This is a genomic window from Dinghuibacter sp., assembly GCF_035492835.1.
GTDB lineage: Bacteria > Bacteroidota > Bacteroidia > Chitinophagales > Chitinophagaceae > Dinghuibacter.
This window is the reverse complement of sequence record NZ_DATJIY010000023.1, coordinates 1-7,329: the sequence shown is the minus strand read 5'-3', so window position 1 is coordinate 7,329 and position 7,329 is coordinate 1. Positions and strand designations below refer to the sequence as shown.

Below are 7,329 nucleotides of genomic sequence, written 5' to 3'. Positions count from 1 at the left end.
CCGGATTGGACAAATGAAGTAACTTTCCGCGATATGGCAGACTACAACGTCATAAACAACGAAGCCCAGCAACAGTTCGAAATCGAGCTCCAGGGCGAAAAAGCCTACCTAAGCTATCGTTTCTACAAGGCCGACGTGGCCCTGATGCACACCTATGTGCCCCCGCCGCTGGAGGGCAAGGGGGTCGCCGCCGCCCTGGCCAAGGCGGCTTTTGCGTGGGCGCGCGCCAGCCAGAAGCTCGTCATGATCTATTGTCCTTATGTGGCGGCCTTTGTACAGCGCCACCCCGAGTACCGCTCGTACCTCGATCCGCAATACCTGGGTTAAATTTTGTAAATTGATCCCAAGAGTAATTGACCCCAAGAGTTAAAACCTATGCTTGCTGTATCACTGATCGTATTCGACAACGTCGTCCCTTCCTCCGTCACCGGGGTCGTAGACCTCATCAACGGCGCGAATAAATATATGGAGATGACAGGGCGCGAACCCGCGTTCTCCCTGGAGCTGGTAGGGGAGACCGCCCCCGTGTTTGCGCCTATGACGTATAAAAACTTCGAGCAGGCGACCCCTCCCGACCTCGTCCTCGTGCCGGCCTTCCAGGTGGACGACCCGGGCGTCCTGGGCCGGAGCGTCGCAGCGGTGCGTTGGATCGGCGAGCGGCACCGGCAGGGTGCGGAGATCGCCAGCCTGTGCGTGGGCAGCTATTTCCTGGCCGAGGCCGGTTTGCTGGATGGAAAAGAAGTGACGTCACACTGGGCTTGTGTGGCGGATATGCAGCAGCGTTATCCCCGGATCATCCTGAAGTCCGACCGTGTCATCACCGACCAGGACGGCATTTATACGAGCGGCGGCGCGTTTTCGTCGCTCAAGCTCGTATTGTATCTGATTGAAAAATTCTGTGGCCGCGAAGCCGCGCTTTGGATCAGCAAGATGTTCGCGATTGAAATGGACCGCTCCAGCCAGGCGCACTTTGCGGTTTTCACGGGTCAGCACCACCACGGCGACGATGGCATCCTCCGTGCCCAGGCATACCTGGAAAAGCATTACCAGGAGCCGGTTTCGCTCGAAGCGTTGTCGCGCCACGTGAACATGGGCAAGCGGAATTTTATCCGCCGCTTCAAGGCCGCGACCAACAATACGCCCTTTGAATACCTGCAGCGCGTCCGTATCGAGTCCGCCAAAAAAGCCATCGAAATGAACGACCGCGACCTCACCGGTATCATGGACGATGCGGGCTACAGCGACCCCAAGACCTTCCGGTCCATATTCAAGCGGATCACCGGTCTGTCGCCGATGGAATATAAGCGCCGCTACGCCAGAAAATTCAATGGATAAACACTACCTTGCGCGAAACTGTCACACATGAGATACCTGATTGCCTTGCTGCTCCTGAGCAGTCTGTCCACTACCGTCTCCGCCCAGGCCCTGACCGGCGACGACATCAAAAAAACACTGATCGGCGAATGGACGCGCGCCAAACAGTACACCGATGAATACCTCAGCGCGATGCCCGCCGACAAGTATTCCTTCAAAGCCGTCGACAGCATCCGCAGCTTCGCCCAGCAGATGGTCCACCTGGCCAGCGCGAACTATTTCCTGATGTCGCTTGCGGAAGGCAAGCAGCCACCCGCTTTTCTCGCCGGCGCTGAAGACCGCCCGTCCGCCCTGGCCAGCGATTCCGTAAAAACCTTGGTCGACGCCAGCTACGACTACGCCATCGGCCTCCTGCAGGCCAGCGATCCCAGCACCTATGGCGCCATGGTCGTCCTCCAAACCCGTAAGGTATCCAAATTTACCCTGTTCCTGAAGGCTTTCGAGCACCAGACCCACCACCGCGGTCAGACGACGATCTATATCCGCCTGCTGGGTATCCGGCCGCCCGCCGAACGGCTATTCTAGCACCATGACATAGTTCAGGCTGCCAAAGGAGCCCACTTGCTTGAGCACCTTCCGGGTAGCCTTGTCGATCCAGATATAACCTGTACCGCTGCCACGCACAAAGCGCAGCACGGTACAGGTTTTTTGCATCAGCCTGTCGTCGAAGGCGTATTCGATCGTATACGGGTCCGACGGCTTTGGCGCGTCCTTGTTGAAGTTGTCGAGCACATACGTAACCCCTTTCTGCCAGTCGACGTATCCGAAGATGTACTCGATCATGTTGTCTTCGAAGTAACCCGGTTGCATCGGGTAGTTCCGTACGGTGGCCACGCCGTTCCGGAGCGTCCGCACGCTGGCTACCGTGTCGCCGAACGTCATGTCGAACGAAACCCCTCGCTGGAAATGAGCCTCGTGCATCCGCACGGGCCGCAGCCACAGGTCCGTCTCCGACGTGTCCGTGGAAAAGCTCCCCGGCGGGACCTGGCGCGACCGCGCAAACACGATCCGTCCGCGGGCGGTATCCACCACCGTAAAGTCCTCCATCATGAAGTCGTAGCGGATCGCCCCGCTGCTATCGGTGATCGTGTTGCGGTAGAAGTCGTGCGACGAACGCACCAGGTCGTACCGGATCAGCGGCGAACCGGGCCGCACGACCACGGTTTGCAGCATGGCCAAAAATAATATCCACATCATACCCGCAAGGATACGCGCATATACGCTCCGCAAAACATCGTTTCAACCGTTCGGTCCCGTTTTTCAATATCCATAATACCGATAGGCGTTGAACGCGATCGGTATCCCTAGACAGCAGCCCAGGATAATCCAATCGATAAAGGTCCGTGCAAACTCGAACGACCCTCCCGATGGCAGCGCCGACAGCGGCAGCACCACAAAGGACATGAACAGGTTGACCGCCACCGCGTACAGCATCCCCATGAGGTACTTATTGAACCGGAGCAGGCTCACCCTCGGTAACGCCAGGAAAAACACCAGCGTCGCCGTCATGGCGATCAGATAGTGGAAGAAAAGCCCGAGCAAATTTGTCCAGATACCCCCGCTCAACCCTTTGGGCACGCCCACGGCTCCGCCGGCAATGTAATGGAACATCTCCACCGGGAAATGCCCGCGGAGGAAGGAAATCATGATAAAGGCGGACAGGATGTCGGTCGTCCCCACAAAAAGACCGGTCAACAAGACGGTTTTGGAAAATCGATTCATGGATATACTTTTAACCCAAATTTCCGCCCGTAACCGCCACCGCAGCGACCAAAAGGCGTTCAAACCCACCCAAAATGCCCGCAAAACCCCTCGACGAACACGCCCACGTCCGCGCATGTCTTTCGGCCCTTTGCCGCGAGGCCGGTTTTGCCGACCCCGGCGCCCTCGTCCAGCGCGACCTCCTTTTCCTGTGCGACCTGATCGAAACCCGCACCGGCACCATCATCAGCCTCTCCACCCTCAAACGCCTCCTGGCCGGGCAGTTCGTCCGCCTCCCCCAGGTCGCTACGCTCGATGCGCTCGCGCAGACCACAGGCTACGCCCACTGGCAGGCGTACCGCGCCGCGGCAATCCCCACGCCCGCCCCGGCAACCCGCCGCCGCGCCCCGCGTTTGCGCTGGATCGCCCTCGGTGCGTCTCTTTGCCTGCTGGCCCTGGTGTCGCTGGCGCTGGTGCGCACCCGCCGGCACGCCGTCGCCGGCGCCGCCACCGCCTCGTTTTCCGCCACGAAGGTCACCGGCAACGACCTCCCGAACACCGTCGTTTTTCACTATAATATCGACGGGGTGACCGCCGACTCCTTCTTTATCCAGCAATCCTGGGACCGCCACCGCCGCGTCCGCATCCAAAAAGGCGTCCATACCCTGACCGACCTCTACCTGGAGCCGGGCTACCACGTCGCCAAGCTGATCGCCAACGACGAAATCATCAAAACCATAGACGTCAGCATCCCTACGGATCGCTGGGTCTACTACGCCCAACCGACCTTTGGCGGGGAGCCCACCTACATCACGCCCGCGACGCCCCTCGCGCTCACGCGCGCCGACCTCACCGGCGTCGACCCCCAAAAAGAGCACCTCTACGTCATGGCCAACTTCCCCACGGCGCGACCCCTCAGCAGCGACAGCTTCACCCTCCGCTTCCGGGCCCGCGTAACCGAACCCATGGGCAACCTGTGCCCCTTTATCATGGGCGAGGTCTTCTGCCAGCGGAACTTCATGTACTTCGCCACCACGCCCCCGGGCTGCTCCAGCGCCTCCGAGGTCCAGTTCGGCGAGAACTTCATGGGCGGCAAGACACACGACCTCTCCGCCCTGGGCTCCGACGTCCGCAACTGGCGACACATCGCACTCAGCGTCCGCAACCGCCAGGCGACCATCGCCATCGACGGCAGACCCGTCATGACTACCACCTATCACCAATCCTGCGGCCAGATCACCGGCCTCGGTTTCATCTCCAACGGCCTTTGCCAGGTCGACTCGATAGCGCTACAATGAACCTGCACACCGACGACGAGCTGGCCCGCCTCCTTGGTCAACCCATCCGGGAGCGGACGACCATCCACCAATGGCCCCTCTCTATCGTGCAATGCCTTACGCTGACCGACGGCACGCGCCTGGCCTATAAATCCCAGTTACCACCGACCGTCGAACCGGAATTCTACGCCCGCGCGGCTTCCCCGCTGCTGACGCGTTGCCGCGACCTTGGCGTCCTCGGCGATTGCCACATCCTCGTCCTGGATTGGATCGAGACACGGGTGGCCATCGATGTGACCCACGCCCGCCAGGTCGTGGACGCCATTGGCGGCATAAAAGGCGATCCCCCGGTCTACACCGACATCGGCACCCCCGACGCCTGGGCGGCAACCGTAGCCGATACCTTCGACAAGCTATCCCGCTTTCACCACGGACCCGTCGACGAGCTACGCCGCTGGGCCGAATCCCCGGCGGTTATGCAAAAGATCGCCGAAGGCTCCCGGGTCTGCCATGGCGACCTGAAACCCGAACAGGTCTTCCTCACGGAAAACGGCTACCGCCTCATCGACTGGCAACGTCCCGTAAAAGGCCCTGCCGATCTCGACCTGGTCTGTCTCCTCATCGAGCTGGCCGTCGACCCCCTGGCGTATACCGATGCCGCCACCGTCCAGCTCCACTGGTTCCTCCGCCTCCGTTGGGTCGTCGAGTCCAGGGTCGACATATTCCCCGGTGTCAAAAATGATTTTCTCGATCACTGGCCGGCAAAGGCCATAGAAAGGATTCCGCGGATCGGACGCTAAAGCTTATATTGCCGCCCATGACACCGCAACCCAACACCGACGTCCTGCTGATCGGCGCCGGCATCATGAGCGCCACGCTGGCCGTCCTGCTCCAGGAGCTCGACCCTTCGCTCAACATCGAGATACACGAGCTCCTGGACGCGCCGGCGGAAGAGAGCTCCAACGCCTGGAACAACGCGGGCACCGGGCACGCCGCACTGTGCGAGCTGAACTATACGCCGGAGGACGCGCAGGGCAACGTCGAGATCGCCAAGGCCCTCGACATCAATACCGAGTTCGACCTGTCGCGGCAGCTGTGGAGCTACCTGGTCAAAAAGGGCGCGATCAAGGACCCGAAAGAATTTATACACGCCGTCCCACACCACAGCTTTGTGTGGGGCGACGACAACGTAGCCTTCCTCAAAAAGCGCCACGCGGCGCTCTCCGCCAACCACCTCTATCATGGGATGGAGTACGCCGAAGACCATGCGCAGCTGCGCGAGTGGTTCCCCCTGGTCATGGAGGGGCGCGATCCCCAGCACCACGTTGCCGCGACGCGTATGCGGACCGGGACGGACGTGGACTACGGGGCGCTGACCAGGCTCTTGCTCGGCGCGCTGAAAAATAACGACGTCCACTACAAAAGCAGGGTCCAGGACCTGAAGCGCGAAGGCGACTTGTGGTGCGCGCGCATCCGCGACGAGCGCAGCGGCGCTCACCGCGACGTACGGGCGAAGTTCGTGTTTATCGGCGCGGGCGGCGGCTCGCTCCATTTGCTCCAGAAGTCGGGCATACCCGAAGCCAACGGTTACGCGGGTTTCCCCGTGAGCGGCGTCTGGCTGCGGACCGACAACCCCGAGCTGGCCGTGCGTCACCACGCCAAGGTCTATGGCAAGGCCGCCGTCGGCTCGCCCCCCATGTCGGTACCCCACCTCGACACGCGCCACGTCGACGGACAGGTGTCGCTGCTCTTCGGACCCTTTGCCGGGTTTTCGACAAAGTTCCTCAAGCACGGCTCCTACCTGGACCTCTTCGGTTCCATCGACCTCCACAACATCCTGCCGATGCTGGCCGTCGGCCGGGACAACTTCGCGCTGGAAAAATACCTCGTCGGCCAGGTGATGGAGTCGATGGACGAGCGTATGGCCGCGCTCCGCGAGTTCTTCCCCAACGCCCGCGAACAGGACTGGCGCGTCGAAATCGCGGGTCAGCGCGTACAGATCATCAAAAAAGACGAGACCCACGGCGGCGTCCTCCAGTTTGGCACCGAGCTCGTCGGTTCGGCCGACCATTCGATCGTGGCCATGCTGGGCGCAAGCCCCGGCGCCTCCACCGCTGTCTCAATCATGGTGCACCTGATCGAACGCTGTTTCGCCGGCCGTATGGCTAACGGCTGGGCCACGGCGCTGCGCACCCTCATCCCGAGCTATGGCCAGTCGCTGATCGACAACGCAGTATTGACCCGCCAGGTCCGCGCCGAAACCGCCGAGGTCCTCCAAATCGACAACATATGATACGCGCCTACTGGCTATACACGGGCCCCGACGGGGAGTCGCACGTAAAGAAGGGACACATCGACGAAAGCGCCCTCACGGCCGTCAAGGCCATCCACTTCAAGGAAACCCCCGCCCACGGCACCCTCGAATGGCACAACGCCCCGGTGGAACAATACGTCATCACCCTGTCCGGCGTCCTGGAGTTCGGCACCAGGGGAGGGGAGACCTTCACCCTCCACCCCGGCGACGTCCTCATCGCCACCGACGTCACGGGCGGAGGCCACTCCTGGCAGCTCACCGGCGACGAGCCTTGGCGCCGCGCCTACGTGGTCTTCGCCGATGGCGCGGAGCCCGCGATTGTCCTTAACGATCCCGGGAGCTGAGATCCATCCCTTAACTTCGCCCATGCTCCAAAACCGCGTCGACCCCTACGGTAATATCATATTCACCCCGGCCCGCGGCGCGTGGATGGGTAACCGCGGGTTGCTGCACGACGCGCAGCAGCACATCCGCCGGCCGTTCCGGCTAAAGGCCTGGATCATCTGCGTCCTGCAGTTCAAGGGCCGACACCGGCCGGTGATGGCGCCCGGTCAGTACACCGAACTTTTTTTCCTCGACGAGGCCACCGCCCTTTCCGCGGGTCACCGCCCTTGCGCCGAGTGCCGCCGCGAGGACTTCAACCGCTTCAAGGCGGCGTGGATC

9 protein-coding genes and 1 pseudogene are annotated in these 7,329 nt (G+C 61.5%); 8 read left to right on the top strand and 2 right to left on the bottom strand.

What is annotated here, in order from left to right:
• From VL547_RS02315 to VL547_RS02305, 3 genes are all read left to right on the top strand, one after another.
• Positions 1-327: GNAT family N-acetyltransferase (locus VL547_RS02315; protein WP_325574754.1), on the top strand; the 327-nt coding region annotated here is incomplete at its 5' end.
• A gap of 48 nt (positions 328-375) precedes the next feature.
• Entirely contained in the window at positions 376-1,335 is a 960-nt protein-coding gene (locus VL547_RS02310; protein WP_325574752.1) for a GlxA family transcriptional regulator, read from the top strand.
• Positions 1,336-1,362: 27 nt separating this feature from the next.
• The gene (locus tag VL547_RS02305) at positions 1,363-1,899 is read left to right on the top strand and encodes a DinB family protein (protein WP_325574750.1); all 537 of its coding nucleotides are present in this window, start codon (positions 1,363-1,365) and stop codon (positions 1,897-1,899) included.
• Here VL547_RS02305 and VL547_RS02300 read toward each other — a convergent pair.
• Together VL547_RS02300 and VL547_RS02295 are read right to left on the bottom strand one after the other, a co-directional pair.
• A complete protein-coding gene (locus tag VL547_RS02300; RefSeq protein ID WP_325574748.1) occupies positions 1,891-2,571 on the bottom strand; it encodes a hypothetical protein in 681 nt (226 codons plus the stop codon). The genes VL547_RS02305 and VL547_RS02300 overlap by 9 nt on opposite strands.
• A gap of 63 nt (positions 2,572-2,634) precedes the next feature.
• Positions 2,635-3,096, bottom strand: a complete 462-nt coding sequence (locus tag VL547_RS02295; protein ID WP_325574746.1) for a hypothetical protein — start codon at positions 3,094-3,096, stop codon at positions 2,635-2,637.
• 74 nt (positions 3,097-3,170) lie between these two features.
• Between VL547_RS02295 and VL547_RS02290 the strand changes: the two genes are divergently transcribed.
• The 5 genes and pseudogenes from VL547_RS02290 to VL547_RS02270 form a co-directional block, all read left to right on the top strand.
• The gene (locus VL547_RS02290; RefSeq protein ID WP_325574744.1) at positions 3,171-4,373 is read left to right on the top strand and encodes a hypothetical protein; all 1,203 of its coding nucleotides are present in this window, start codon (positions 3,171-3,173) and stop codon (positions 4,371-4,373) included.
• Entirely contained in the window at positions 4,370-5,152 is a 783-nt protein-coding gene (locus tag VL547_RS02285; protein ID WP_325574742.1) for a phosphotransferase family protein, read from the top strand. Before VL547_RS02290 ends, VL547_RS02285 begins: the two co-directional genes overlap by 4 nt.
• 17 nt (positions 5,153-5,169) lie before the next feature.
• Positions 5,170-6,645, top strand: a complete 1,476-nt coding sequence (gene mqo, locus VL547_RS02280; RefSeq protein WP_325574740.1) for a malate dehydrogenase (quinone) — start codon at positions 5,170-5,172, stop codon at positions 6,643-6,645.
• Positions 6,642-7,010 carry a cupin domain-containing protein gene (locus VL547_RS02275; protein WP_325574738.1) on the top strand — a complete coding sequence of 123 codons (369 nt, stop codon included), beginning with the start codon at positions 6,642-6,644 and terminating at the stop codon, positions 7,008-7,010. The genes mqo and VL547_RS02275 overlap by 4 nt, the downstream gene beginning before the upstream one ends.
• A gap of 22 nt (positions 7,011-7,032) precedes the next feature.
• Positions 7,033-7,329 (top strand): annotated as a pseudogene (locus VL547_RS02270) (hypothetical protein); the annotation flags it as partial.